General features: G+C 56.6%; 23 protein-coding genes and 1 other RNA gene. 16 read left to right on the top strand and 8 right to left on the bottom strand.

Annotated features, from left to right (window positions below; genetic code table 11):
- Positions 1–73: 73 nt before the first annotated feature.
- The 4 genes from rnpB to garL form a co-directional block, all read right to left on the bottom strand.
- Positions 74–452, bottom strand: an RNA gene (gene rnpB / locus QRN24_RS16945) — RNase P RNA component class A.
- A 32-nt stretch (positions 453–484) separates the two neighbouring features.
- Positions 485–1630: a glycerate 2-kinase gene (gene garK, locus QRN24_RS16940; RefSeq protein WP_284942896.1), complete on the bottom strand. Its 1146-nt coding sequence runs from the start codon at positions 1628–1630 to the stop codon at positions 485–487.
- A gap of 60 nt (positions 1631–1690) precedes the next feature.
- Positions 1691–2581 (bottom strand): 2-hydroxy-3-oxopropionate reductase, encoded by an 891-nt coding sequence (gene garR / locus QRN24_RS16935; RefSeq protein WP_284942895.1) that lies wholly within the window; start codon positions 2579–2581, stop codon positions 1691–1693.
- Between the two features lie 21 nt (positions 2582–2602).
- On the bottom strand, positions 2603–3373 hold the full coding sequence (garL, locus tag QRN24_RS16930; protein WP_040018767.1) for a 2-dehydro-3-deoxyglucarate aldolase: 771 nt from the start codon (positions 3371–3373) through the stop codon (positions 2603–2605).
- A 407-nt stretch (positions 3374–3780) separates the two neighbouring features.
- Here garL and garD point away from each other — a divergent pair, with 407 nt between their 5' ends.
- A complete protein-coding gene (gene garD, locus QRN24_RS16925; protein ID WP_063214113.1) occupies positions 3781–5352 on the top strand; it encodes a galactarate dehydratase in 1572 nt (523 codons plus the stop codon).
- Between the two features lie 35 nt (positions 5353–5387).
- Here garD and QRN24_RS16920 read toward each other — a convergent pair whose 3' ends face one another.
- Entirely contained in the window at positions 5388–6197 is an 810-nt protein-coding gene (locus QRN24_RS16920; RefSeq protein WP_020883561.1) for a DeoR family transcriptional regulator, read from the bottom strand.
- Positions 6198–6449: 252 nt separating this feature from the next.
- Between QRN24_RS16920 and kbaZ the strand changes: the two genes are divergently transcribed.
- The 11 genes from kbaZ (at position 6450) to QRN24_RS16865 (ending at position 18538) form a co-directional block, all read left to right on the top strand.
- Complete coding sequence (gene kbaZ / locus QRN24_RS16915) at positions 6450–7745, top strand: tagatose-bisphosphate aldolase subunit KbaZ (RefSeq protein ID WP_279261717.1); 1296 nt, start codon at positions 6450–6452, stop codon at positions 7743–7745.
- 19 nt (positions 7746–7764) lie between these two features.
- The gene (gene agaV / locus QRN24_RS16910) at positions 7765–8238 is read left to right on the top strand and encodes a PTS N-acetylgalactosamine transporter subunit IIB (RefSeq protein ID WP_221709560.1); all 474 of its coding nucleotides are present in this window, start codon (positions 7765–7767) and stop codon (positions 8236–8238) included.
- Between the two features lie 10 nt (positions 8239–8248).
- Positions 8249–9028 carry a PTS N-acetylgalactosamine transporter subunit IIC gene (gene agaW / locus QRN24_RS16905; RefSeq protein ID WP_020883559.1) on the top strand — a complete coding sequence of 260 codons (780 nt, stop codon included), beginning with the start codon at positions 8249–8251 and terminating at the stop codon, positions 9026–9028.
- The gene (gene agaE, locus QRN24_RS16900; protein ID WP_025202940.1) at positions 9018–9896 is read left to right on the top strand and encodes a PTS N-acetylgalactosamine transporter subunit IID; all 879 of its coding nucleotides are present in this window, start codon (positions 9018–9020) and stop codon (positions 9894–9896) included. The genes agaW and agaE overlap by 11 nt, the downstream gene beginning before the upstream one ends.
- A gap of 15 nt (positions 9897–9911) precedes the next feature.
- A complete protein-coding gene (gene agaF / locus QRN24_RS16895) occupies positions 9912–10346 on the top strand; it encodes a PTS galactosamine/N-acetylgalactosamine transporter subunit IIA (protein ID WP_020883557.1) in 435 nt (144 codons plus the stop codon).
- Complete coding sequence (gene nagA, locus QRN24_RS16890; protein WP_284942894.1) at positions 10343–11476, top strand: N-acetylglucosamine-6-phosphate deacetylase; 1134 nt, start codon at positions 10343–10345, stop codon at positions 11474–11476. Before agaF ends, nagA begins: the two co-directional genes overlap by 4 nt.
- A gap of 247 nt (positions 11477–11723) precedes the next feature.
- Positions 11724–12872 (top strand): SIS domain-containing protein, encoded by a 1149-nt coding sequence (locus QRN24_RS16885; protein ID WP_284942893.1) that lies wholly within the window; start codon positions 11724–11726, stop codon positions 12870–12872.
- Between the two features lie 12 nt (positions 12873–12884).
- Complete coding sequence (gene kbaY / locus QRN24_RS16880) at positions 12885–13757, top strand: tagatose-bisphosphate aldolase subunit KbaY (protein WP_014171757.1); 873 nt, start codon at positions 12885–12887, stop codon at positions 13755–13757.
- A 118-nt stretch (positions 13758–13875) separates the two neighbouring features.
- Positions 13876–15447: a maltose/glucose-specific PTS transporter subunit IIBC gene (malX, locus tag QRN24_RS16875; RefSeq protein WP_032679035.1), complete on the top strand. Its 1572-nt coding sequence runs from the start codon at positions 13876–13878 to the stop codon at positions 15445–15447.
- Positions 15448–15459: 12 nt separating this feature from the next.
- Complete coding sequence (locus QRN24_RS16870) at positions 15460–16632, top strand: MalY/PatB family protein (RefSeq protein ID WP_284942892.1); 1173 nt, start codon at positions 15460–15462, stop codon at positions 16630–16632.
- 16 nt (positions 16633–16648) lie between these two features.
- Positions 16649–18538: an alpha-galactosidase gene (locus QRN24_RS16865; RefSeq protein WP_284942891.1), complete on the top strand. Its 1890-nt coding sequence runs from the start codon at positions 16649–16651 to the stop codon at positions 18536–18538.
- A 36-nt stretch (positions 18539–18574) separates the two neighbouring features.
- On the opposite strand, the gene rsmI is transcribed toward QRN24_RS16865, so the two are convergent.
- Complete coding sequence (rsmI, locus tag QRN24_RS16860) at positions 18575–19435, bottom strand: 16S rRNA (cytidine(1402)-2'-O)-methyltransferase (RefSeq protein ID WP_284942890.1); 861 nt, start codon at positions 19433–19435, stop codon at positions 18575–18577.
- Positions 19436–19497: 62 nt separating this feature from the next.
- Between rsmI and QRN24_RS16855 the strand changes: the two genes are divergently transcribed.
- Genes QRN24_RS16855 through dolP form a run of 4 tightly spaced genes read left to right on the top strand, consistent with a single transcriptional unit; the run spans position 19498 to position 23192 of the window.
- The gene (locus QRN24_RS16855) at positions 19498–21642 is read left to right on the top strand and encodes a penicillin-binding protein activator (RefSeq protein WP_183516736.1); all 2145 of its coding nucleotides are present in this window, start codon (positions 19498–19500) and stop codon (positions 21640–21642) included.
- Positions 21600–21995 carry a YraN family protein gene (locus QRN24_RS16850; protein ID WP_020883549.1) on the top strand — a complete coding sequence of 132 codons (396 nt, stop codon included), beginning with the start codon at positions 21600–21602 and terminating at the stop codon, positions 21993–21995. Before QRN24_RS16855 ends, QRN24_RS16850 begins: the two co-directional genes overlap by 43 nt.
- A gap of 21 nt (positions 21996–22016) precedes the next feature.
- Entirely contained in the window at positions 22017–22607 is a 591-nt protein-coding gene (gene diaA, locus QRN24_RS16845; RefSeq protein ID WP_003861754.1) for a DnaA initiator-associating protein DiaA, read from the top strand.
- Between the two features lie 9 nt (positions 22608–22616).
- Entirely contained in the window at positions 22617–23192 is a 576-nt protein-coding gene (dolP, locus tag QRN24_RS16840; protein WP_014171764.1) for a division/outer membrane stress-associated lipid-binding lipoprotein, read from the top strand.
- Between the two features lie 51 nt (positions 23193–23243).
- On the opposite strand, the gene QRN24_RS16835 is transcribed toward dolP, so the two are convergent.
- Positions 23244–24281 (bottom strand): permease, encoded by a 1038-nt coding sequence (locus tag QRN24_RS16835; RefSeq protein ID WP_284942889.1) that lies wholly within the window; start codon positions 24279–24281, stop codon positions 23244–23246.
- Between the two features lie 40 nt (positions 24282–24321).
- Entirely contained in the window at positions 24322–24966 is a 645-nt protein-coding gene (locus tag QRN24_RS16830; RefSeq protein ID WP_047355536.1) for an NAD(P)H-binding protein, read from the bottom strand.
- Between the last annotated feature and the right edge of the window lie 31 nt (positions 24967–24997).

The following is a 24997-nucleotide window of genomic DNA, read 5'->3' as shown; positions in this document are numbered from 1 at the left end:
AAGCGGAGTGGACAGTCATTCATCTCATTTAGTGCAGATAGCAAAAACCCCGCCGTAGCGGGGTTTTGTAAGAAGTTGAAGCTGACCGATAAGCCGGGTTCTGTCGTGGACAGTCATTCATCTAGGCCAGCAATCGCTCACTGGCTCAAGCAGCCTACCCGGGTTCAGTACGGGCCGTACCATGTGAACCCCTATTTGGCCTTGCTCCGGGTGGAGTTTACCGTGCCACGGACTGTTGCCAGCCGCGCGGTGCGCTCTTACCGCACCCTTTCACCCTTACCTGATCCCGCTTGCGCGGGCCATCGGCGGTTTGCTCTCTGTTGCACTGGTCGTGGGTTTCCCCCCCAGGCGTTACCTGGCACCCTGCCCTATGGAGCCCGGACTTTCCTCCCCTCCGCCCGTCTCCCCCCGAAAGGGGACGACGACGAAGCGGCGACTGTCTGGTCAGCTTCGGCGCGCAGTATAGAGGGTTTGTGCCCCGCTGTCACCCTTGGGCGTGCATCCCTATCTGCAAAGTGGCGGCGATATTGCGCGAGGCGCGGTAAATATTGTCAAACGCCCCACGGTAAGCCTCTTCCAGCGACTCGACGCGGCTCAGCACGCTGAATACCGCGTCGATGCCATACTGATGCACGACCCCCACATCCCGGGTCAGACTGCCGGCAATGCCGATCACCGGCTTATGGTATTTTTTGGCGATACGGGCGATACCGACGGGCACTTTGCCCTGAATGCTCTGGCTGTCAATGCGCCCTTCGCCCGTCAGTACCAGCGTGCAGTCGTGAATATGTTCTTCGAGGTTAAGTGCATGGGTGACAATCTCAATACCGCTCTTCAGTTCCGCGCCGAGGAAGGCCATCAGGGCCGCCCCCATGCCCCCCGCGGCACCCGCACCGGGAACCTGTTTCACGTCAATTCGCAGAGATTTTTTTATCACATCGGCATAGTGGCTGAGGTTAGCGTCGAGAGCGAGGATCATCTCCTCTGTCGCCCCTTTTTGCGGGCCAAAGATACGGGAAGCGCCTCTCTCGCCAACCAGCGGATTCGTGACGTCGCACGCGACGTGGATTGTGCAATCTTTTAGCCTGGCGTCGAGGCCGGAGAGATCGACGCTGTTGAGCGCCATCAGGCTGCCGCCGCCATAACCAATTTTAGTGCCGTTGGCGTCGCAGAGCGTGGCCCCCAGCGCCTGCATCATTCCGGCGCCGCCGTCGTTGGTGGCACTGCCGCCAATGCCGATAATGATATGTCGGGCACCTTTATCCAGCGCGCTGAGAATAAGCTCCCCGGTACCGCGGGACGTGGTGACGAGCGGGTTACGTTGGGTGGCCGGGACCAGTGCCAGACCGCTGGCGGCGGCCATCTCAATAAATGCCGTGCGGCCATCGCCGGACATGCCCCAGCGGGCGTTTACCTGTTCACCCAACGGGCCAGTGACCCTGGCATACTGTTCTGTGCCCTGGGTGGCGGCGATCATCGCGTCAACCGTACCTTCCCCGCCGTCAGCAACCGGCACCGAAACATAAAGTGCATCGGGGAAAATTTCCCGAAATCCTTTTTCAATCGCCTGAGCAACCCCGGAGGCAGAAAGGCTTTCTTTCCAGGAATCTGGCGCGATTACGATTTTCATAGTTGTCGCCTGTTACCGCACTCGGCAAAAATAGCGGACGCGTTCCCGCGTCCGTTTTTATTAGCGAGAGACTTCCACCTTCGCCAGTTTTTCGTAGTAGCACGCAATCGCGCTGTGGTCGGCAGTGCCCAGACCATCCGCGCGCAGGGCCTGCATCATCTCCATGACGGCGGCGGTCAGCGGCAGCTGCGCGCCCACGCCGTGGGAGGTATCCAGGGCATTCGCCAGATCTTTAATGTGCAGGTCGATTCTAAAACCGGGCTTGAAGTTACGATCCATCACCATGGGCGCTTTGGCATCCAGCACGGTGCTGCCCGCCAGGCCGCCACGGATCGCCTGATACACCAGATCAGGGTCAACGCCCGCTTTGGTGGCCAGCGTCAGCGCTTCCGACATTGCAGCAATGTTCAGCGCCACAATCACCTGGTTTGCCAGCTTGGTGACGTTACCCGCCCCGATATCGCCGGTATGCACCACGGATCCCGCCATGGCTTTCATCAGGTCGTAGTATTTGTCGAAAACAGCTTTGTCGCCGCCAACCATCACCGACAGGGTGCCGTCGATGGCTTTGGGCTCTCCGCCGCTGACCGGGGCATCCAGCATATCGACGCCCTTCGCGTTTAGCGCCTCACTGATTTCACGGCTTGCCAGCGGCGCGATAGAACTCATGTCAATCACCACCAGGCCAGGTTTGGCACCGTCAATGATGCCGTTCTCCCCCAGGGCCACCTCTTTCACATGCGGGGAGTTTGGCAGCATGGTGATAATGACATCGCACTGCTCAGCAATCGCTTTGGCGTTTGCTGCGGTTTCTGCGCCTGCGGCAATCACCTCGGCCACGGCTTGCGGATTATGGTCTGCAACCACCAGGGAGTAACCTGCTTTGATGAGGTTTTTACTCATGGGTTTACCCATGATTCCAAGGCCAATAAAACCCACTTTCAGCGTCATAATTCGTTTCCTCAATGATGGTTATTTTTTAAAGGCGTCCGCTAACTTCTGCGTGGCCGAGCGGAATACGCCGAGGTCGCTACCGACGGCAACGAAGGTCGCGCCCCACTCCAGATAGCGGCGGGCATCAGCCTCAACCGGCGCCAGAATGCCGCACGGTTTGCCGTGTGCGTTGGCACGGGCAAAGATGTGCTGAATAGCGCGCTGCACCTCCGGATGACCCGCATTGCCCAGATGGCCGAATGCCGCAGCAAGATCGCTTGGGCCAACGAAGATGCCATCCACACCGTCGGTGGCAGCGATAGCGTCGACGTTATCGACCCCCTGCTGGCTCTCAATCTGTACCAGGATGGTGATGTTGCTGTTGGACTGTGTGAAGTAGTCCGGGACGGTGCCAAACATGTTGGCACGATGGGAAACGGAGACCCCGCGGATCCCTTCCGGCGGATAACGTGTTGACGCCACGGCCTGCACCGCCTGCTCTTCCGTTTCCACAAACGGGATCAGGAAGTTGTAAAACCCAATATCCAGCAGACGTTTGATGATTACCGGCTCGTTGGTCGGGACGCGAACCACCGGCGCGCTATGGCTCCCTTTGAGCGCCATTAACTGCGGAATAAAGGTGCTGATATCGTTCGGCGCATGTTCGCCGTCCAGCACCAGCCAGTCGAAACCGGCCAGGCCCAGTACTTCGGTGCTGATGGGGCTTGCCAGCGCGGACCAGCAGCCAATCTGGATCTGGTGCGCCGCGAGGGCCGCTTTAAACTTATTCGGGAAGATATCATTATTCATCGCGTTTACCTTTTTAATTCCGCAGTCTTATTCAGGTTCATATTTATATTTTCAGACGCAGCGTCAGCGTAATATTTATTTCCTGACTTAATTTAGGCGTTATAAAATCGTCATTCAGTATAATCCTCACGTCATGACAGCACATTGTTTTAATGCTCAAGCATTGCGGCGTGTTTTGATAATATTTTGAGCATATGCACAACGCGATGGGCGCTGATGCACAGAATCAGGCATTGCTGGCCGGGTGGCATCTGCGCCGGTTTTAAGGAGCGATCGGGATCACATTTTGATATCTCGTCTCCTGACATTCTTTATTGACTCAAGCCGCGTCTTTATTTCTGCGATAAGAAAATAAACATCCCCTGGCTGCATTCACTATCAGACATTTTGCTGGAGAATATTGAACAATGGCCGACATTGAAATTCGACAAGCGTCGCCGACGGCGTTCTATATCAAAGTTCACGACACGGATAATGTGGCGATAATTGTTAACGACAACGGTCTAAAAGCGGGAACTCGTTTCCCGGATGGGCTGGAGCTGACTGAACATATTCCGCAGGGGCATAAAGTCGCCCTGGTGGATATCCCGGCCCACGGTGAAATCGTGCGGTATGGCGAAGTTATCGGGTATGCGGTTCGCGCTATTCCTCAGGGGAGCTGGATTGAGGAGTCGCTGGTTGAGCTACCCGAAGCGCCGCCGCTGAACACGCTACCCCTGGCCACCCGGGTTCCTGAGCCACTGCCCCCGCTGGAAGGGTACACATTCGAAGGGTACAGGAATGCGGACGGCAGCGTAGGCACCAAGAATCTGCTCGGTATCACCACCAGCGTGCACTGTGTGGCAGGCGTGGTGGATTACGTGGTGAAAATCATTGAGCGCGACCTGCTGCCGAAATACCCGAATGTCGACGGCGTGGTGGGTCTGAACCATCTGTACGGCTGCGGCGTGGCCATCAATGCACCGGCGGCCGTGGTACCGATTCGTACCATCCATAATATCGCCCTGAACCCGAATTTCGGTGGCGAAGTGATGGTCATTGGTCTGGGTTGCGAAAAGCTGCAGCCAGAGCGTCTGCTGCAGGGCACCGAAGATGTGAATGCCATTCCGGTCGACGAGGCCAGCATTGTTCGTTTACAGGATGCGCATCACGTCGGATTCCGTTCAATGGTTGACGATATCCTTCAGGTGGCGGATCGCCATCTGGAAAAACTGAACCAGCGCCAGCGCGAGACCTGCCCGGCGTCAGAGCTGGTGATAGGCACCCAGTGCGGCGGCAGCGATGCGTTTTCAGGCGTCACGGCGAACCCGGCGGTGGGCTATGCCTCGGATCTGTTTGTCCGCTGTGGCGCCACGGTGATGTTCTCCGAAGTGACCGAAGTGCGTGATGCCATCCATTTGCTCACCCCACGCGCCATCAATGAAGAGGTGGGCAAACGCCTGCTTGAGGAGATGGCCTGGTACGATAACTATCTCGACATGGGACAAACCGATCGCAGCGCCAACCCCTCTCCGGGCAATAAAAAGGGCGGTCTGGCGAACGTGGTGGAAAAAGCCCTCGGCTCGATTGCCAAATCCGGCCAGAGCGCCATTGTTGAAGTGCTCTCCCCGGGCCAGCGCCCCACCAGACGCGGCCTGATTTACGCCGCGACCCCTGCCAGCGACTTCGTCTGTGGCACACAGCAGGTGGCATCCGGCATTACGGTACAGGTCTTTACCACCGGGCGCGGCACGCCGTACGGGCTGATGGCGGTACCGGTGATTAAAATGGCCACCCGTACCGAGCTGGCAAACCGCTGGTATGATCTAATGGACATCAACGCGGGCACCATTGCCACTGGCGAAGAGAGTATTGAGGATGTCGGCTGGAAGCTGTTCCACTTCATTCTGGACGTGGCAAGCGGCCGTAAGAAGACGTTCTCCGATCAATGGGGATTACATAACCAGCTGGCGGTGTTTAACCCGGCACCGGTGACGTGATCGTTTTCCCCCTCTCCCAAAGAGAGGGGGGCAACTTAGCCCTTCACCAACACCACATCTATCCCGCTCTTACGCAGCCCTTCCAGGCTCTCAGGCGGAATCCCTTCATCGACGATAATCATGTCGATTCTCTGGGTATCGATGATTTTATGCAGGCTCGAACGGTTAAATTTGCTGGAGTCAGTGACCACGATAATACGCTCTGCCACCTCGCACATCCGTCGGTTCAGTCGGGCTTCATCTTCATTGTGGGTACTGACGCCGCGATCGAGGTCGATGGCATCGACCCCCAGAAAAAGCAGATCAAAGTGGTAATTCTGTAAGGACTGCTCTGCCTGGTCGCCGTAAAAGGATTGCGACTGGCGGCGCAAGTGCCCACCGGTCATCAGCAGCTCCACCCCTTCCGCTTCCAGTAATGCATTCGCCACGTTCATTCCGTTGGTCATGGCAATCACATCCGTGTGCTGACGCAGCATACGGGCGATTTCAAACGTCGTGGTCCCGGAATCCAGAATGATGCGATGACCCGGCTTCACCAGCGCGGCGGCCGCCTGCGCGATACTGCGCTTAACTGCAGTATTGAGCGAACTTTTGTCCTCCACGGAGGGTTCAGTGCCAGGCGCATTGCCTTCACAAATCAGCGCTCCGCCATAAGCACGAACGGCAATGCCCTGCTTCTCAAGAAACGCCAGGTCGTTACGGATCGTCACCGTGGAAACGCCATATAAATGAGAAAGATCGTTAACCTGCACGCTTCCCTGTGCCCGCAACCGCTGAATGATCTGCTCTCGCCTTTCACTGGTGCCGGTGACGCGCTTCTCCGCGGATGAATCGGTGCTGCTCATGCGAGCTCCTTAATAAATGGTCTTTCGTTTCATTTCGTTTTGTCTATTAAGGCCTTTCTTTTATGGGAATGCAAGCCCTGCCTGCTTCCAGTCAGCGCACACTCTCGTCGCTGAAACCTTTCATTATGTTTCTTTTGTGAAACAGATCGGAAAACTATTATCTTTCGTTTTATTTTTATACCACCATGATGCAGGATTAAATGAAACAAAACGAAAGATGAAAAACCATCACCATCCGAAATGGAGAGGAAAGTGAAACATCTGACAGAAATGGTGGAACAACATAAACGGGGGAATGCGAACGGGATTTATGCCGTTTGTTCCGCACATCCACTGGTACTTGAAGCCGCAATTCGTTACGCCCAACTGCATCACACGCCGCTGCTGATTGAAGCCACCTCTAATCAGGTGGATCAATTTGGCGGTTACACCGGTATGACACCCGCCGATTTTCACGGGTTCGTCTGTAAGCTGGCGGAATCCCTTGGTTTCCCGACATCGCAACTGATCCTCGGTGGCGATCATTTAGGGCCAAACCGCTGGCAAAACCTGCCTGCCCGGCAGGCGATGGCGAATGCCGAAGATCTGATCAGAAGCTATGTCGCCGCCGGGTTTAAAAAGATCCACCTCGACTGCAGCATGTCCTGCGAAGACGATCCAGTACCGTTAACCGACGCCATCGTTGCCGAGCGCGCGGCGCGCCTGGCGAAAATTGCGGAGAAAACCAGCCTGGCGCACGCTGATGTCGCTGACCTGGTCTATGTCATCGGTACGGAAGTGCCGGTTCCGGGCGGCGCGCATGAAACGCTCACCGAGCTTGCCGTCACGACCCCAGAAGCCGCGCGTGCCACCCTTGAAGCTCACCGCCACGCGTTCGAGAAAGAAGGGTTAAGCGACATCTGGCCACGCATTATTGGCCTGGTGGTTCAGCCTGGCGTTGAGTTTGACCACGCACATGTGTGTGACTATCAATCCCAAAACGCCGTCGCCCTGAGTCATATGGTTGAAGCTTACGACACGCTGATATTTGAAGCGCACTCTACCGACTACCAGACACCGCAGGCGCTGCGCCAGCTGGTGAAAGATCACTTCGCCATCCTCAAAGTTGGCCCGGCACTGACCTTTGCCCTGCGTGAAGCGTTGTTCTCGCTGGCCGCCATTGAAGAAGAGTTGCTGCCTGCAAAAGCCTGTTCGGGCCTGCGTCATGTCCTGGAAAACGTGATGCTCGATCGCCCCGAATACTGGCAAAGCCATTATCACGGTGATGGCAATGCGCGACGCCTGGCACGCGGGTATAGCTACTCCGATCGGGTGCGCTATTACTGGCCGGACAGCCAGATTGACGAAGCCTTTGCGCGACTGGTACGCAACCTGGCAGACGAACCGATCCCGCTGCCGCTGATCAGCCAGTACCTGCCGTTGCAGTACAGCAAAGTTCGCGAGGGTGCTCTCAAGTCGACACCACGGGACCTCATCCTCGACCACATTCAGGACATACTCCAGCAGTACCATGCCGCCTGCGAAGGCGTAACGACTCAAAACGCATAATTAAAAAGAGGAAAGCGCTATGCCAAACATTGTCTTATGCCGCATCGATGAACGCCTGATCCACGGTCAGGTAGGTGTGCAATGGGTTGGGTTTGCGGGGGCCAACCTGGTGCTGGTCGCTAATGATGACGTCGCTGAGGATCCGGTTCAACAAAACCTGATGGAGATGGTGCTCGCAGAAGGGATCGCCGTGCGTTTCTGGTCGCTGCAAAAAGTGATCGACAACATTCATCGCGCTGCCGAGCGCCAGAAAATTCTGCTGGTCTGCAAATCACCCGCGGATTTTCTGACGCTGGTCGAAGGCGGCGTGCCCATCACCCGTATCAACGTAGGAAACCTGCATTACGCCAGTGGCAAAAAACAAATTGCCAAAACGGTCTCTGTCGATGCGAACGATATCGCCGCATTTAACGGCCTGAAAGCCGCCGGAGTGGAATGCTTCGTTCAGGGTGTTCCGACTGAGACTGCTTTGGATCTCTTTAAACTGCTCTGAGGGATTCACAATGGAAATTAGTCTCTTGCAGGCATTCGCGCTGGGCATTCTCGCCTTTATCGCGGGCCTGGATATGTTTAACGGGTTAACACACATGCACCGCCCGGTGGTGCTCGGGCCGCTGGTTGGCCTCATTCTGGGCGATCTGCACACCGGTATTTTAACGGGCGGTACGCTGGAGCTGGTCTGGATGGGGCTGGCTCCGCTGGCCGGCGCGCAACCGCCAAACGTCATTATCGGCACGATTGTCGGCACCACGTTTGCGATCAGCACCGGTGTGAAGCCGGATGTCGCCGTTGGGGTCGCCGTCCCGTTTGCGGTTGCGGTACAGATGGGGATCACTTTCCTGTTCTCCGTCATGTCCGGGGTGATGTCCCGCTGTGACCGCATGGCAGCCAATGCGGACACGAACGGCATCGAAAGGGTCAACTATCTGGCACTGCTGGCGCTCGGTATCTTCTATTTTCTGTGTGCCTTCCTGCCGATCTACTTTGGCGCTGAACACGCGAAAACCGCCATTGATGTGCTGCCGGAACGTCTGATTGACGGCCTCGGCGTCGCCGGCGGCATCATGCCCGCAATTGGCTTCGCCGTATTGCTGAAAATCATGATGAAAAACGTCTATATCCCTTACTTTATCATCGGCTTTGTTGCCGCAGCCTGGTTGAAACTGCCGGTGCTGGCGATTGCCGCGGCTGCGCTGGCAATGGCGCTGATTGACCTGATGCGTAAATCGCCTGAACCGGCGACACCTGCAGCCCAGAAAGAGGAATTCGAAGATGGCATCTAATCAAACTACGCTGCCTGGCGTTTCTGACCACGAAGAGACGCTGCTCACGGGCGTGAATGAAAACGTCTATGAAGATCAACATATTGGTGCCGAGCTGACGAAAAAGGATATTAACCGTGTCGCCTGGCGTTCGATGCTGCTGCAGGCCTCGTTTAACTATGAACGTATGCAGGCTTCCGGCTGGCTGTATGGCCTGCTGCCCGCGCTGAAAAAGATCCATACCAACAAGCGGGATCTGGCCCGCGCCATGAAAGGCCATATGGGCTTCTTCAATACGCATCCGTTTCTGGTGACATTTGTCATTGGCATCATCCTGGCGATGGAGCGCTCCAAGCAGGATGTCAACAGTATCCAGAGCACCAAGATCGCCGTGGGGGCACCGCTTGGCGGCATTGGCGATGCCATGTTCTGGCTTACGCTATTGCCAATTTGCGGCGGGATCGGCGCAAGCCTTGCCCTGCAAGGCTCCATACTGGGTGCGGTGGTCTTTATTGTGCTGTTTAACGTAGTGCATCTTGGCCTGCGTTTTGGCCTGGCACATTACGCCTACCGGATGGGTGTGGCAGCCATCCCGCTGATTAAAGCCAATACCAAAAAGGTCGGCCACGCGGCTTCCATCGTGGGGATGACGGTCATTGGCGCGCTGGTGGCAACCTACGTACGTCTCAACACCACGCTTGAAATCAAGGCCGGGGATGCGGTGGTCAAGCTGCAAGCCGACGTTATCGACAAACTGATGCCCGCTTTCCTGCCGCTGGTCTATACCCTGACCATGTTCTGGCTGGTTCGTCGCGGCTGGACCCCACTGCGCCTGATCGGTATCACCGTTGTGCTGGGGGTTGTCGGTAAGTTCTGTCACTTCCTGTAAAGCAAAGAGGTCGCAATGTTAGGCATTATTTTGACGGGTCACGGCGGGTTTGCCAGCGGGCTTGAACAGGCGATGAAGCAAATCCTCGGCGAGCAGCCGCAGTTTATCGCCATCGATTTTCCTGAAAGCTCCACCACCGCGCGGCTGACCGCGCAGCTTGAACAGGCAGTCAGTGAACTGGACGGACAGCACGATATTGTGTTTCTCACCGATCTGCTCGGGGGGACGCCGTTCCGGGTGGCATCAACACTCGCCATGAAAAGACCCGGCAGCGAAGTGATTACCGGTACAAACCTGCAGCTGTTGCTTGAGATGGTACTGGAGCGCGACGGGTTAAGCAGCGAAGCCTTTCGTCTGCAGGCCCTGGAATGCGGGCATCGCGGCCTGACCAGCCTGGTGGATGAGCTGGGGCGCTGTCGTGAGGAAGCCCCCGCTGAGGAAGGGATATGAGCCAGGTACTGCGCGCGCGTCGTCTGCTGACCGAGCAGGGCTGGCTGGAGGATCACCAGCTACGCATGGAGAGCGGAATTATCACCGCCATCGAGCCGATCCCAGCTGGCGTGCATGCCCGGGATGCCGACCAGCTTTGCCCGGCGTATATCGATACCCACGTTCACGGTGGCGCGGGTGTGGACGTGATGGATGATGCCCCAGAGGTGCTGGACACGCTGGCGATGCATAAAGCGCGTGAAGGCACAGGGGCTTTTTTACCGACGACCGTCACCGCACCGCTGGAGACTGTCCACCGGGCGCTCGCACGCATCGCCCGGTGCTGTATGTCCGGGGGGCCCGGCGCGCAGATACTGGGCAGCTATCTTGAAGGTCCCTATTTTACGCCACAGAACAAAGGGGCACATCCGCCTGCGCTGTTTCGTGAGCTGGATGTCAGCGAACTGGACTCGCTGATAGAAGTATCGCAACACACCCTCAGGGTTGTCGCTCTGGCACCGGAGAAACCCGGTGCGTTGCAGGCCATTCGCCACCTTAAGCAGCGTGGGATACGGGTCATGCTCGGCCACAGCGCCGCGACGTACGATCAAACGCTTGCCGCTTTCGAGGCGGGCGCTGATGGGCTGGTGCACTGTTATAACGGCATGACCGGGCTCCATCATCGTGAACCCGGTATGGTCGGTGCAGGTTTGACGGACCCGCGGGCATGGCTGGAACTGATTGCCGACGGGCATCACGTTCACCCGGGCGCTTTGCGGCTGTGCGCCTGCTGTGCCAAAGAGCGGATCGTTCTGATTACCGATGCCATGCAGGCCGCAGGGATGCCCGACGGACGTTACAGGCTGTGTGGCGACGAGGTCAACATGCACGGTGGGGTGGTACGCACCGCTTCCGGTGGGCTTGCAGGCAGCACGCTGTCTCTCGATGCCGCCGTGCGCAATATGGTGGCGCAGGCGGGAATAACGCCAGCGGATGCGATCCATATGGCCTCGCTGCACCCTGCCCGCTTGCTGGGTATTGATCACCAGCTCGGTTCATTAAAACCGGGCAAGCGTGCCAATATGATTGCGCTGGATGAAGGCTTATACCTTCAGCAGATCTGGATCCAGGGTTTGGCTCTCCCCCTTTAGACCTTTCATTGTCTCGTTGTTGGGCCTTGCGGCAAGCGATCGCAAGGTCTTTCTTTTCCTTTCCTTAATCATTGCCTTTTCTTTGCCGATCACACTTTTCGTTTTATTTCTTTTCTTTCATTGAACTTTCGATTTCTTTTCTATAGATTTTATTTAACTGCTTAAGTGAACAAGTGAAACGAAACGAAAGATAGCGACACGTTTGCCAGCGTCTGATGTGGAATTCACACGACTAAGGACTGAAGTTATGTCAGAAACCAACACTACCGCCACCACCGGCACATGGACCGAAGAAGAGATCCGCCAGCAACCCGCCAGCTGGATCCGCTCACTCAACAATATCGATAACCTGCGCGCGTCGATCGATAACTTCCTGACGCCGCTGCTGCGCAAGCGCGAGCTGCGGATCGTGTTGACGGGGGCAGGCACCTCGGCCTTTATCGGCGACATCATTTCGCCCTGGCTCGCCAGCCACACCGGGAAAAACATTACCGCCATACCGACGACCGATCTGGTCACGAATCCGATGGACTACCTGAGCGCCGCACACCCGCTGCTGCTGGTGTCGTTTGCCCGCTCCGGCAATAGTCCGGAAAGCGTAGCCGCCGTTGAACTGGCAAACCAGTGTGTGCCGGAGTGCTACCACCTGTCGATCACCTGTAATGAGGCGGGAAGCCTTTATCAGACTGCGGTAAACAGCGATAACGCGTATGCGCTGCTGATGCCTGCCGAAACACACGATCGCGGGTTCGCGATGACCAGCAGCATTACCACCATGATGGCAAGCTGCCTGGCAGTCTTCGCCCCGGAGACGATCAACAGCCATACCTTCCGCGATGTGGCCGATCGCTGCCAGACGATCCTCACGTCACTGGGCGATTTCAGTCAGAGCGTCTTTGGCAACGATCCGTGGAAAAGGATCGTCTATCTGGGAAGCGGGGGTCTGCAGGGGGCCGCTCGTGAATCGGCGCTGAAGGTGCTGGAGCTGACGGCAGGCAAGCTGGCGGCGTTCTACGATTCCCCAACCGGTTTCCGCCATGGTCCTAAATCGCTGGTGGATCGCGAAACGCTGGTGGTGGTGTTTGTCTCCAGCCATCCGTATACGCGGCTGTACGATCTGGATCTGCTTGCTGAGCTGCGCCGCGATCGTCAGGCCATGCGCGTGGTGGCCATTGCCGCCGAAACCGATCCGGTCGTTGAGGCTGGCCCGCATATCCTGCTGCCCCCTGCCCGCACGTTTATCGATATGGAGCAGGTCTTCTGCTTCCTGATGTACGCCCAGGTCTTTGCTCTGTCTCAGTCACTTCGTGTGGGCAATACCCCGGATACACCGTCCGCCAGCGGCACGGTTAACCGTGTCGTGCAGGGCGTCGTTATTCATCCGTGGCAGGCTTGAGAGGATCCGATCATGAGTATTATTTCGACAAAATATCTTCTGCTGGACGCCCAGGCGAAAGGCTACGCCGTACCGGCGTTCAACATCCATAACGCGGAGACGATCCAGGCGATCCTCGAAGTGTGTAGTGAAATGCGATCGCCGGTGATCCTCGCGGGCACGCCGGGCACCTTTAAGCACATTGCCCTGGAAGAGATCTACGCCCTGTGCAGCGCGTACTCCACCACTTACGACATGCCGCTGGCGCTGCACCTCGATCATCACGAATCGCTCGACGACATTCGTCGCAAAGTTAACGCGGGTGTGCGCAGCGCGATGATCGACGGCAGCCACTATCCGTTTGAGCAAAACGTAAAGCTGGTGAAATCAGTGGTCGACTTCTGCCACCTCAACGATTGCAGCGTTGAAGCCGAACTGGGCCGCCTGGGCGGCGTGGAAGATGACATGAGCGTGGACGCTGAAAGCGCGTTTCTGACCGACCCGCAGGAAGCGAAACGCTTCGTTGCGCTGACCGGCGTCGACAGCCTGGCTGTGGCCATCGGAACCGCCCACGGTCTTTATACCAAACGGCCAAAAATCGACTTCCGGCGGCTGGCTGAAATCCGCGACGTGGTGAGCGTACCGCTGGTGCTGCACGGGGCGAGTGATGTGCCGGATGACGATGTTCGCCGCACCATAGAGCTGGGCGTCTGCAAAGTGAACGTGGCAACCGAGCTAAAAATTGCGTTCTCTGGCGCCGTTAAGGCCTGGTTTGCTGAGAACCCGCAGGGCAACGATCCGCGTTTCTACATGCGGGTTGGCATGGATGCCATGAAAGACGTGGTCAGAAGCAAAATCACCGTGTGCGGCTCGGCGAACCGATTGCTGCTCCCGGCGGAAGCCTGATCTCATCGCATAGAACATCAATAACTCAAAAATAACTATAAGCCTCGCAAATATGAAGGCGCGTCCTTAAGCCAGACAGCGCCTTCCATTACGATAAATAATTCCGAGGAGTCCCTACATGACACAGGAAAAGTCGTTTAAATCGAAAGCGTGGGAGTTTTTTCAGAGCCTGGGAAAGACCTTTATGTTCCCGGTCTCCCTTCTGGCCTTTATGGGGTTATTGCTGGGTATCGGTAGTTCTGTTACCAGCCCCTCCACCCTCAAAAGTTTCCCCTTTCTGGGCGGCGAATTAACTCAGCTCACCTTTGGCTTTATTGCCATGGTCGGCGGCTTCGCCTTTACCTATCTTCCCCTCATGTTTGCCATGGCGATCCCAATGGGGCTGGCCAGACGCAACAAAGCAGTGGGCGCTTTTTCCGGGTTTGTTGGCTATATGCTGATGAACATGAGCATCAATTATTACCTGATTGCGACCCACCAGCTTGCCGATGCCGCCTCCATGAGACAAGTCGGGCAATCGATGGTGCTGGGCATTCAAACCCTGGAGATGGGTGTGCTGGGCGGTATCGTGGTTGGGGTCATTACCTTTTTCCTGCACGAACGTTTTCAGGACACCGTTTTACACGACGCGTTCGCCTTCTTTAGCGGCATTCGTTTTGTGCCGATTATCACCGCCCTCACCCTCTCACTGGTGGGGCTGTTTATTCCCCTGCTGTGGGAGTATGTTGCGCTGGGCATTACCGGGATTGGCCATATTATCCAGAGCACCAGCGTGTTCGGCCCGTTCCTCTACGGCGTGGGGGTACTACTGCTCAAACCCTTTGGCCTGCACCATATTTTGCTGGCGATGGTGCGCTTCACGCCCGCGGGCGGTATTGAAATGGTCAATGGTCATGAAGTCGCCGGGGCGCTGAACATTTTCTACGCCGAACTGAAAGCGGGTCTGCCGTTCAGCCCGCACGTTACCGCGTTCCTGTCGCAGGGCTTTATGCCGACCTTTATCTTCGGCTTACCGGCGGTGGCATACGCCATCTATCGCACGGCCCGCCCGGAAAACCGCCCGGTGATTAAAGGCCTGCTGCTCTCCGGCGTGCTGGTCTCCGTCGTCACCGGGATCTCCGAGCCAATTGAATTCCTGTTCCTGTTTATCGCTCCTGCCCTTTACGCCTTCCATATTGTGATGTCGGGCCTGGCCCTGATGGTCATGGCTCTGCTGGGGGTGACCATCGGCAACACCGACGGCGGCATTCTGGATCTGCTTATCTTCGGGGTCATGCAAGGAATGTCGACCAAATGGTATCTGGTATTCCCGGTAGGCATTGCCTGGTTTGCCCTCTACTTCTTCGTCTTCCGCTGGTACATCCTCAAACACGATATTAAAACGCCGGGCCGTGAAGTGGACACCCAGGGTGCACAGCAAGCCGTCGAGGCCAATACCCGGGCACGCGGAAAATCGAAATACGATCATGGGCTTATCCTGCGTGCGCTCGGCGGTAAAGAGAACATCGAGTCGCTTGATAATTGCATTACCCGGCTGCGTCTGGTGGTGAAAGACATGAGTCTCATCGACCAGCAGGCGTTAAAAGAGGCCGGTGCATTGTCGGTTGTGGTGCTGGATGCGCACAGCGTCCAGGTGATCATCGGCCCGCAGGTGCAAAGCGTAAAAACCGGCATTGAAGCCTTAATTTAACAGGGGGTTGTGGTGTTTAATTTTGACGAAATCATTGAGCGTAAAAGCGACCGGTGTCGAAAATGGGATCACGCCTTTGTTCGCTCGCGCTTTGGTGATGTGCCTGAAGGTTTTATCCCGCTGTGGATTGCCGATATGGATTTCACCTCCCCACCTGCCGTGACAGAAGGTTTCCAGCGCATCGTGGAGCATGGCACCTTCGGCTACACCTGGTGCTTTGACGAATTTTACGATGCGGTTATCGCCTTCCAGCGCGAACGACATCATGTTGACGTCGATAAATCGTGGATCACGCTGACGTACGGTACCGTCTCCACGCTGCATTATACGGTTCAGGCGTTTTGTAAACCTGGCGACACGGTGATGATGAACACACCGGTGTACGATCCGTTTGCCATGGCCGCCCAGCGTCAGGGGGTAGCGATACTGGCAAACCCACTGAGCGTGAGGGAAAATCGCTACCAGCTTGATTTTAATCTGGTGGAAGAACAGCTCAGAACATACCGTCCAAAACTGTGGTTCTTCTGCTCGCCGCATAACCCTTCCGGCAGGATCTGGCACGCCGATGAGATACGCCAGGTTTCAGACCTCTGTCAACGCTACGGCACACTTCTGATGGTTGATGAGGTCCACGCCGAACATATTCTGGACGGTCATTTCGTCAGCTGTCTGGCATCCGGCTGCGCGGCGCAGGACAATCTGATCCTGCTGACCTCCCCGAATAAAGCGTTCAACCTTGGCGGGCTGAAAACCTCCTACGCCATCATTCCGGATGCCACCCTGCGCCAGCGCTTTCGCCACCAGCTTGAGAAGAACGCCATCACCTCACCCAATATATTCGGGATATGGGGAATTATTCTTGCCTACCAGCATGGTCTGCCATGGCTCGACGCGTTGAATGGTTATCTGCGCCGTAACGCTGGCTATCTGGCAGAGGCCATCCAGACCCACTTCCCGGCCTGGAAAATGATGAACCCGGAATCATCGTATCTGGCCTGGGTTGACGTCAGCGCAGATGAACGTAGCGCCACTGAATTGACCCGACATTTCGCCCATCAGGCTGGCGTCGTCCTCGAAGATGGCAGCCACTACGTCCAAAACGGCGAACACTACCTGCGCATTAATTTCGGCACCCAGCGCTACTGGCTGGAGCAGTCCATCACCCGAATGCTGAAGCATTACTAATAAGGATCTTACCCTGATGAAAAAAGTGCTCACACTCTCGATGCTTGCCTTGTGTGTTTCTCATGGCGCGGCGGCAGCGCAATACGCGCTCGATAACGACTCCATTGCCCTCTCGTTTGATGACGCCAGTTCAACGGTGGTAGTGAAAGACAAAACGGCTAACCATCCGCTCACGCCGCAGGAGCTGTTCTTTCTGACCCTGCCGGATGAGACCAAAATTCACACCGCAGATTTTACAATTAAGCATGTAGAAAAACAGGCCAACGCGATTGTCATTGATTTCACCCGTCCGGATTTTAACGTGACGGTGAAGCTGAATCTGGTGAAGGGAAAATATGCCAGTATTGATTACACCATTGCGGCCGTCGGCCAGCCGCGAGAGGTGGCGAAAATCACCTTCTTCCCGACGAAAAAACAGTCTCAGGCACCGTACGTTGATGGCGCCATCAACAGCTCGCCCATTATTGCTGATTCGTTCTTTATCCTGCCGGATAAGCCCATCGTTAATACGTATGCCTATGAAGCGACGACCAATCTGAACGTGGAGCTGAAAACGCCGGTTCAGCCCGACGCGCCGGTCAGCTTTACCACCTACTTTGGTACGTTCCCTGAAACCAGCCAGCTGCGCCGTAGCGTAAACCAGTTTATCGACGCCGTGCGTCCACGGGCGTACAAACCCTATCTGCACTACAACAGCTGGATGGATATCGGCTTCTTTAACCCCTACACCGAACAGGATGTGCTGGGGCGGATGGATGAGTGGAATAAAGAATTTATCACCGGACGCGGCGTGGCGCTGGATGCATTCCTGCTGGACGATGGCTGGGACGATCGTACCGGACGCTGGCTGTTTGGCCCGGCCTTCAGCCACGGCTTTGGTAAGGTCAGGGAAAAAGCGGACAGTCTGCACAGCTCCGTCGGGCTGTGGCTCTCACCGTGGGGAGGTTATAATAAGCCGCGCGATATTCGCGTCTCCCACGCCAAAGAATACGGCTTTGAAACGGTAGACGGGAAGCTGGCTCTCTCGGGCCCGCGCTACTTCAAAAACTTCAATGAGCAGATCATCAAGCTGATTAAAAACGAACATATCACCTCGTTTAAGCTCGACGGGATGGGTAACGCCAACTCGCATATTACTGGCAGCCAGTTCGCGTCCGATTTTGATGCGTCTATCGCCCTGCTGCATAACATGCGCAGCGCAAACCCCAATCTGTTTATCAACCTGACAACCGGTACCGACGCCAGCCCGTCCTGGCTGTTCTATGCCGACTCCATCTGGCGTCAGGGGGATGACATCAACCTTTACGGCCCCGGCACGCCGGTACAGCAGTGGATGACCTACCGCGATGCTGAAACATACCGCTCTATTGTGCGTAAAGGCCCACTGTTCCCGCTGAACTCGCTGATGTACCACGGGATAGTCAGCGCGGAAAATGCCTATTACGGACTGGAGAAGGTGCAAACGGACAGCGATTTTGCCGATCAGGTCTGGAGCTACTTCGCCACAGGGACGCAACTGCAGGAGTTATATATCACGCCATCAATGCTGAATAAGGTGAAATGGGACACCCTGGCGCAGGCAGCAAAATGGGCGCGAAATAACACCAGCGTGCTGGTGGATACGCATTGGATCGGTGGCGACCCGACGGCGCTTGAGGTTTACGGCTGGGCCTCCTGGAGCAAAGACAAAGCCATTCTGGGCTTGCGAAACCCGTCAGACAAGCCGCAAAGCTATTATCTGGATTTGGCAAAAGACTTTGAAATCCCGACAGGGGGCATGGCGCAGTTCAGTCTGAACGCCGTGTACGGCAGTAACACAAGCGTACCAGGAGAGTATCAAAAGGCCGTGGTGATTACGCTGCAGCCGCTGGAAACGCTGGTGTACGAGGCCATTCCCGCGAAGTAAAATAAACTGGCCCGGCGTGATTGCCGGGCCGATATATTACGCCTGCTGCTCCAGCGCATACTTATACAGTGCGTTTTTCTTCACGCCGTGGATCTCTGCCGCCAGCGCAGCCGCTTTCTTGAGCGGCAGTTCAGCCTGCAGCAGCGCAAGTGTACGAAGCGCATCGGCAGGCAATGCGTCCTCCTGCGCCTTATGTCCTTCGACAATCAGCACCATCTCGCCCTTGCGGCGGTTTTCGTCTTCCTTCACCCACGCCAGCAGTTCTCCTACCGGTGCGCCGTGAATGGTTTCCCAGGTTTTGGTCAGCTCGCGTGCCAGCACCACGTAGCGGGCTTCCCCCCAGACGGTCACCATATCTTCCAGGCTTTCCAGCAGGCGATGCGTAGATTCGTAGAAAATCAGGGTGCGCGGTTCAGCTTCCAGCGCTTTTAACACGTCGCGTCGGCCTTTGGATTTGGCAGGCAGGAAACCTTCATAGCAGAAGCGGTCGGAAGGCAGACCCGCAGCGCTCAGCGCCGCGATAGCCGCACATGGGCCAGGCAGCGGCACCACGCGGATCCCGGCTTCACGGCAGGTACGCACCAGATGGTAGCCGGGATCGTTAATCAGCGGCGTACCCGCATCGGAGACCAGGGCAATGTTCTGCCCCTCTTTCAGCTTCGCCACCAGCGTTTCGGCTTTTTGTTGCTCATTGTGATCGTGTAACGCGAACAAACGCGCGCTAATGGCGAAGTGCTGGAGCAGTAAGCCTGTGTGTCGGGTATCTTCAGCGGCAATTAAATCAACAGCCTGCAATACGGTAAGCGCACGTTGGGTAATATCAGATAAATTCCCGATAGGAGTAGGTACAATATAGAGCTGGCCTTGAGAATTATCTGCCGTTTCGTGTTGTTTCATTGTTTCGTCCGTATTGCCGATTTAATATTGAGCATTGCGTAAAAAAAATCACTGGATACAGTATGGTACCGTTAACGTTTCTTCGAAAAAAAGCCACGCGCAGCGTGCCGCTCCTGCTGGCAGCCCTGATCTTTGCAGGCTGTGGCACCCAGGCACCCGACCAGAGCACCGCCCATTTGCAGGGTTCTGCTCAGGCTGACTCTGGCTTTTATCTGCAACAAATGTCGCAGAGTTCAAATGATACCAAGACCAACTGGCAATTACTCGCCATTCGTGCACTGCTGAAAGAGGGGAAAACCCAGCAGGCTGCCGAATTGTTCAACCAGTTGCCAAAAGATCTGAATGATGTTCAGCGTCGTGAGCAGAGCCTGCTCTCTGCCGAGCTGAAAGTCGCGCTGAAAGATTACGATGCCGCGAAAAAGATCCTCGGGGATATCGACGTGAGCGCGCTGGACAAAAATCAGCAGGCTCGCTTCTGGCAGGCGGGCATTACCGCTGAACAGGGCCGCCCTTCCCTGACGCTGCTCCGTGCGCTGATCGCCCAGGAGCCTCTGCTCGGCGGGGCTGATAAGCAGAAAAATATCGATGCCACGTGGCAGGCGCTGGCCTCTATGACGCAGGAGCAGGCGCGTGCACTGGTGATCAATGCAGATGAAAACGTCCTGCAGGGCTGGCTGGATCTGCAGCAGATGTGGTTTAACAACCGCAACGATCCGAAGATGCTGAAAGCCGGTATCACTGACTGGCAGACCCGCTACCCGCAGAATCCGGGCGCGAAAATGCTGCCGACGCAGCTGGTAAACGTGCAGAACTTTAAGCCGGCCTCGACCAGCAAGATTGCACTCCTTCTGCCCTTAAACGGTCAGGCGGCGGTATTCGGTCGCACTATTCAGCAGGGTTTTGAAGCCGCGAAAAACGGCACGACGCCAGTGACGGGCAGCGCAGTACCGACCCAGGCAGCACAGGCGGCAAACGTGAACGACGTGGTCAGCCCTTCCGCCGCTGAAACCAGTGACCTGACCACCGCGCAGACGCCGGCACAGGGAACGATGCAGAACCCGGTAACGGCCCCTACGACGGCAACGCCAGCGCCGGCTGAAACTCAAGCAGCTCCGGCGACTGACGCCGCGTCTGAACAACCTCAACCGCAGAACGTTCAGCCTGCACAGCCCGCAGAACAAACGGCACAACCTGTCGCGCAAACACCGCCGGTGGCCACCACCAGCGCGAACCCGGGTGCTGAGCTGAAAATCTACGACACCAGTTCGAAGCCGCTTGACCAGGTACTGGCGCAGGTTCAACAGGATGGTGCGAGCATCGTTGTCGGCCCGCTGCTGAAAAACAATGTCGAAGAGTTGATGAAGAGCAATACCACGCTGAACGTGCTGGCACTCAACCAGCCAGAGCAGGTTCAGAACCGTGCCAATATTTGCTACTTCGCGCTGTCGCCGGAAGATGAAGCCCGCGATGCGGCGCGTCATATTCACGAGCAGGGTAAACAGGCTCCGCTGTTGCTCATCCCACGCAGTACGCTGGGGGATCGCGTTGCTAATGCTTTTGCCGATGAGTGGCAGAAGTTGGGCGGCGGCATTGTGCTGCAGCAGAAATTCGGCTCCGCGTCTGAACTGCGCGCGGGCGTCAATGGCGGAGCGGGCATTGCCCTCAACGGCAGCCCGGTCAGCGCAAGCCTGCCGCAGCAGCAGAGTGTGACCATTGGCGGTCTGTCGATCCCTGCGCCACCTACCGACGCGCAGATCAGCGGTGGCGGTAAAGTGGATGCAGCGTATATCGTTGCCACCCCGCAGGAAATCGCCTTCATCAAACCGATGATTGCAATGCGTAACGGTAGCCAGAGCGGCGCAACGCTGTACGCCAGTTCACGCAGCGCGCAAGGTACCGCCGGCCCGGATTTCCGTCTGGAGATGGACGGCCTGCAGTACAGCGAGATTCCCATGCTCGCAGGCAGCAACCCGGCACTGATGCAGCAGGCGCTGAGCACCGTCCGCAACGACTACTCTCTGGCACGTCTGTATGCCATGGGTGTCGATGCCTGGGCACTGGCGAACCACTTTACCCAGATGCGTCAGGTGCCGGGCTTTGAGCTTAACGGCAATACCGGCGATCTGACGGCCACTCAGGATTGTGTGATTAACAGGAAGTTATCATGGCTCAAATACCAGCAGGGGCAAATCGTCCCGGCCAGTTAAGCCGTAAAGAGACCGGTGACGCGTGGGAATTAAAAGCGCGTCGCTGGCTTGAAGGCAAAGGACTGCACTTTATCGCCGCTAACGTTCGCGGACGTGGCGGCGAAATCGACCTCATCATGAAAGACGGTGAGGTCATCGTGTTTGTAGAAGTTCGCTACCGACAGTCTTCCCGTTTTGGCGGCGCTGCCGCCAGCGTGACGTTCGCCAAACAACATAAATTATTACAGACTGCCCACTTGTGGCTTGCCCGCCATAATGGGAGTTTTGATACTGTGGATTGCCGGTTCGATGTGGTAGCCTTCACCGGCAATGCGATCGAATGGCTGAAAAACGCTTTTGGCGAAGACGCATAATTAAGATTTAAAAGGGATAACGTGCTCGAAAGAATTAAAGTGTGCTTCACTGAAAGCATCCAGACTCAGATTGCAGCGGCGGAAGCCCTTCCGGACGCTATCTCTCGTGCCGCCATGACGCTGGTGCAATCCCTGCTCAACGGCAACAAAATCCTCTGTTGTGGCAATGGCACTTCAGCCGCCAACGCACAGCATTTTGCTGCCAGCATGATCAATCGTTTTGAAACAGAACGACCGAGTTTACCCGCCATTGCACTTAATACCGATAATGTGGTCTTAACAGCGATTGCTAACGATCGTCTGCATGATGAGATTTACGCAAAGCAGGTGCGAGCCCTGGGTCATGCCGGAGATGTTCTGCTGGCAATCTCCACGCGCGGCAACAGCCGGGACATTGTCAAAGCCGTTGAAGCCGCCGTCACCCGCGACATGACTATCGTTGCCTTAACAGGCTATGACGGTGGTGAGCTGGCGGGTTTGCTTGGGCCGCAGGATGTTGAAATCCGCATTCCCTCTCACCGTAGCGCGCGCATTCAGGAGATGCATATGCTCACGGTGAACTGCTTATGCGATTTGATCGATAACACGCTTTTCCCTCACCAGGATGATTAAGGAGTTCTTATGAAGGCTTTATCGACCCTCGCAGTCCTTATGTCTGCATTACTGCTTCAGGGATGTATCGCTGCGGCTGTCGTGGGTACCGCCGCGGTTGGTACTAAAGCGGCAACCGACCCGCGTTCCGTAGGGACACAGGTCGATGACGGTACGCTGGAGCTGCGCGTCAACAGTGCGCTGTCGAAAGACGAACAAATCAAGAAAGAAGCGCGTATCAACGTCACGGCCTATCAGGGCAAAGTGTTGCTGACGGGCCAGTCGCCGAATACCGAACTCTCCAGCCGCGCAAAACAGATCGCAATGGGCGTTGAGGGCACCACGGAAGTCTTCAATGAAATCCGTCAGGGGCAGCCAATCAGCCTGGGTACCGCGTCGTCTGATACCTGGATCACCACCAAAGTTCGCTCCCAGCTGCTGGGCTCGGACCAGGTGAAATCCTCAAACGTGAAAGTGACAACGGAAAACGGCGAAGTGTTCCTGCTGGGTCTGGTCACCGACCGTGAAGGGAAAGCGGCGGCCGATATCGCCAGCCGGGTGAGCGGCGTGAAACACGTCACCACCGCCTTCACCTACATCAAGTAACCAGAACGTCTGACAGAAAGCCCGGTAAGCGGTAACGCTACCGGGCTTTTTTTATACCAGTGCAATACTTCCTACTATCACCCCGCTCAGCGCCACCAGCCCCGCGGTCAGCCACAGCGCTTTCGCCGGGAATGACTTACGCAACATGACAAGCGACGGCAGGCTGATTGCAGGCAAGGTAATCAGCAGCGCCAGTGCAGGCGCGGTGCCCATCCCGGCCAGCATCATGGTCTGAACAATGGGAATTTCAGCGGCCGTTGGGATCACGAACAGGCAACCGGCAACGGCCATTGCAACGACCCACAGCAGCGTGTTGTCGATAGCCCCGTCAGTATGCGGGAACAGCCAGACGCGCGCCGCGCCCAGCACCAGAACCGCCAGGATATAGACCGGAATGGTGCTCCAGAAAAGTTGCCACAGCGCCCTGCCCCAGCGCGCGAAGAAGCCGCCCTGCGGTTCGCTGATATCCACGTCAACTGACGCAGGCGCTACGGTTTTGTCTTTCACCAGATGTTGCACCAGGGTCGCCACGACCAGCACCGTCAGCAGCCCGGCCACCAGACGAATAATGGCGAAATGCCAGCCCAGCACAAAGCCCATAAACACCAGCGTCGCCGGGTTTAACAACGGGTTCCCCATCCAGAAAGCAAGCGCACCGCCCATCGAGACGCGCTGACGACGCATCCCGGCGGCCACAGGCGCCGCACAGCACGAGCACATCATGCCCGGCAGGGAGAAAATCGTCCCCAGCAGCGTACCCTGAAAGCGGGGCTGACCGAGGGTTTTCACCAGCCAGTGACGCGGGATAAGCACCTGAATCAGCGAGCCCAGCAGGACGCCCAGTACCGCGGCTTTCCAGACGGCAAGGAAATAGATCATGGCGTAATCCCACGCCGCCTGAAGCGGGCTGGAATCAGCCTGAGCGAGAATAGATTTTCCGATACTGTGCGTTTCGGCGGCCGTGAAGGCTTTACCGTAATACGGCTGCCATTTCACATACCAGAGGCCGATGATGACCACGAGAAAGAAGAGCGCGGGCTTCCACCATTGAACAGGTGAAGCCGCCTGAGATGAAGACTGACCAGTCATAGCATTCCCCGGAGAGTAGTAGGTTATTAGCCGGGGGAGTTTACGCCTCGCCCTGTGCGATTTCACGCAGTTTTGCCGACGGGATGATATTCACGCCCTCCTTCGATGGCGAGAGCCCTTCTTTTAGCATCGCACGCGCCACGTCCGCTGCCTCAATGGATTTCCAGTTACCCGGCAGGATGCGGAACAGAGGCGCGAAAAACGATTCGTTAAAACGGCGTTCATCCCGATGCCCGAGCAGCATGGAGGGGCGAACAATGGTCAGTTGCTCCCACTTCTGGGCAATCAGCGCCTCTTCCATTTTGCCCTTCACCTTGTTGTAGAAAAAAGGTGACCCGGCATTGGCACCGAGCGAACTGATCACCACAAAATGTGTTGCCCCCAGCTTTTTAGCCGTCAGCGCCGTATCGACCACCAGCGTGTAGTCCGCATGCACAAACGCCTCTTTACTGCCCGCTTCACGCAGCGTTGTACCGAGGCAGCAAAAGGCGATATCAACAGGATCCTGTACCTGCGCCAGTGCATCGGTAAGCTGCGGGTCGTGGGGGTTAAAGACGCCGGAGATATCCGCGAGAGGCCGACGCGTCGGGGCGGCAATATAGTTAACCCGGTGCTCCTGAAGCAGCAGCCGCAGCAGATGTCCGCCCACCAGCCCGGTCGCGCCGGTAATCAGTACCTGACTCATCTCATCTCCCCTTTACAGAATTGTCCGTTTG

It is taken from the genome of Enterobacter sp. MEB024 (assembly GCF_030209635.1).
GTDB lineage: Bacteria > Pseudomonadota > Gammaproteobacteria > Enterobacterales > Enterobacteriaceae > Enterobacter > Enterobacter ludwigii.
Note: the sequence above shows the minus strand (reverse complement) of the source record. Positions and strands in the feature narration are given on the sequence as shown.